General features: G+C 43.8%; 2 protein-coding genes and 1 pseudogene. All 3 read left to right on the top strand.

From position 1 onward, the window contains the following. The first annotated feature begins 233 nt into the window (after positions 1-233). Entirely contained in the window at positions 234-1,082 is an 849-nt protein-coding gene (locus F6K53_RS38400; protein ID WP_293085061.1) for a Uma2 family endonuclease, read from the top strand. A gap of 207 nt (positions 1,083-1,289) precedes the next feature. Continuing rightward, a complete protein-coding gene (locus tag F6K53_RS38405) occupies positions 1,290-1,823 on the top strand; it encodes a phycocyanin subunit beta (protein ID WP_293053399.1) in 534 nt (177 codons plus the stop codon). 74 nt (positions 1,824-1,897) lie between these two features. Further along, positions 1,898-1,990: pseudogene (locus F6K53_RS38410) on the top strand (bleomycin hydrolase); the annotation flags it as partial. Positions 1,991-2,038: the final 48 nt, after the last annotated feature.

A 2,038-nucleotide genomic window follows, 5' to 3' on the forward strand; every position in this document is an offset into this window, starting at 1 on the left:
TGGTCAAGAGCTGGCAGCTAATGATTCAGATTGGTTGATTCGGGAGAAAGCAGTTACTAAAGCAGTTACTAGTCATTAGCTATTAGGATTAGTCATTAGTCACCTTGGAAGAGCATCTTTAGTGTACTAAGCACTAATACCATGCTCTGGTAATTGGTAATTGGGATCGCCTATCACACGCTTTGCAGCCAGGATAATATAGAGATTATCACCGCCATAGTCTAGGCCAGATCATGACTGAGACAGTACCTCGAGTCAAATTACCTCCTCCCTTTCCTGACCACACCCAGCTACCGGAGTCAGATGGAACATTTGTGAAAAACTTTCAAGAGCATCCCCAAAGTATAATTCTAACGGATTCGATTGGAGAGATATTACAACAGCGACATCCTGATGGAGAATATGCTATTGGGCAAGACTGTGGTATATACTGGCGAGAAACTGATCCACCTGAAAAAGGAGCCGAAGCACCTGATTGGTTTTATGTTCCCAATGTCCCTCCTCAGCTAGACGGTAAAATTCGTCGCTCCTATGTGGTGTGGCGGGAACATATAGCACCATTAATTGCTTTAGAATTTGCCAGTGGCAATGGGGATGAAGAACGGGACAAAACCCCATTATCCCTCTCGACTCAAGGAGAAGTAACTAAGCCAGGGAAGTTTTGGGTATATGAGCAAATTATCCGAATTCCCTACTATGGTATTTATCAAATAAACAACAGCTCTCTTGAAGTCTATACCTTGGTCAGTGGGTTTTATCAGAAATTAACCCCTAATGAACGAGGGCATTATTCTATTTCACCATTGGGTGTAGAACTAGGCTTATGGCAAGGAAGTTATCAGAATCAAAGTCAACTGTGGCTAAGGTGGTGGGATGAGGAAGGAAATCTGTTGCTGATTGGTGATGAACGAGCTGTTCTAGAAAGGGAAAGAGCTGAACAAGAGCGACAACGTGCTGAACAAGCAGAGTCTATAGTGGAGGAGGAGCGCCAAAGAACTCAAGCTGCTTTAGCAAGAGCGGCTCGGCTGGCTGAGCAGCTACGAGCAGCAGGTATTGACCCTGATCTTGACGATACTGTTTAGCACTTAAGCAAACAGTTAAAAGTTTCTTGATACAAAAATATACAATTAGACCGATAGACGGAAATTTTTGTAATGTTTTGTTGCTTTGTTTCTCATAAATGGGACTAGAGTGTCAAATAGCTTTTATTGTCTAAATTGGTTAGTCAATTCATGAACGACAAGACCAATAATTTTAATTAAGTCCTTGTTATTGATAAGGAGATTTTAATGCTAGACGCTTTTTCAAAAGCCGTAGTTGCTGCCGATGCCAAAGGTGGATTTGTTGGCGGTGGTGATTTAGATGCTCTGAAGGGATTTATTGCTGATGGCAACAAGCGCCTTGATGCTGTGAACTTTATCTCCAGCAATGCTAGCTGTATCGTTACTGATGCGGTTGCTGGTATCGTTTGCGAAACCCCTGGTTTAGTTGCTCCCGGTGGCGGTGTTTACACCAACCGCAAGATGGCTGCTTGTCTACGTGATGGCGAAATCGTTTTACGTTATGTGTGCTACGCCGTTCTCAGCGGAGATAGTTCTGTACTGACTGACCGCTGCTTGAATGGTCTTAAGGAAACCTACGCTGCTTTGGGCGTTCCCACTGGTAATACAACCCGGGCTGTTGGCATCATGAAGGCTGCTGCTGTGGCTTTTGTTAACAACACTGCATCTCAACGCAAAGAGTCTGTTACTAGCGGTGATTGTGCTTCTTTGGCTGCAGAAGTTGGTAGCTACTTCGATGCAGTTGGCAGTGCTATTAGCTAGTCTCCCGGCTCAGGAGAAATTAAATTACACTGACCTTTTGCCGAAATCAATTTAAGACAGGAGATATTTAAATTATGAAATCAGTGTTAACCACTGTTGTTGCTTCCGCTGACCTAGCAGGTCGGTTTCCTAGCGCTTCTGACCTAGAATCAGTTCAAGGTAGCTTGTAACGTTCTGCTGCTCGTATGGAAGCTGCTGACAAGTTAGCAGGTAAA

This window comes from Moorena sp. SIO4A1 (assembly GCF_010672065.1).
GTDB lineage: Bacteria > Cyanobacteriota > Cyanobacteriia > Cyanobacteriales > Coleofasciculaceae > Moorena.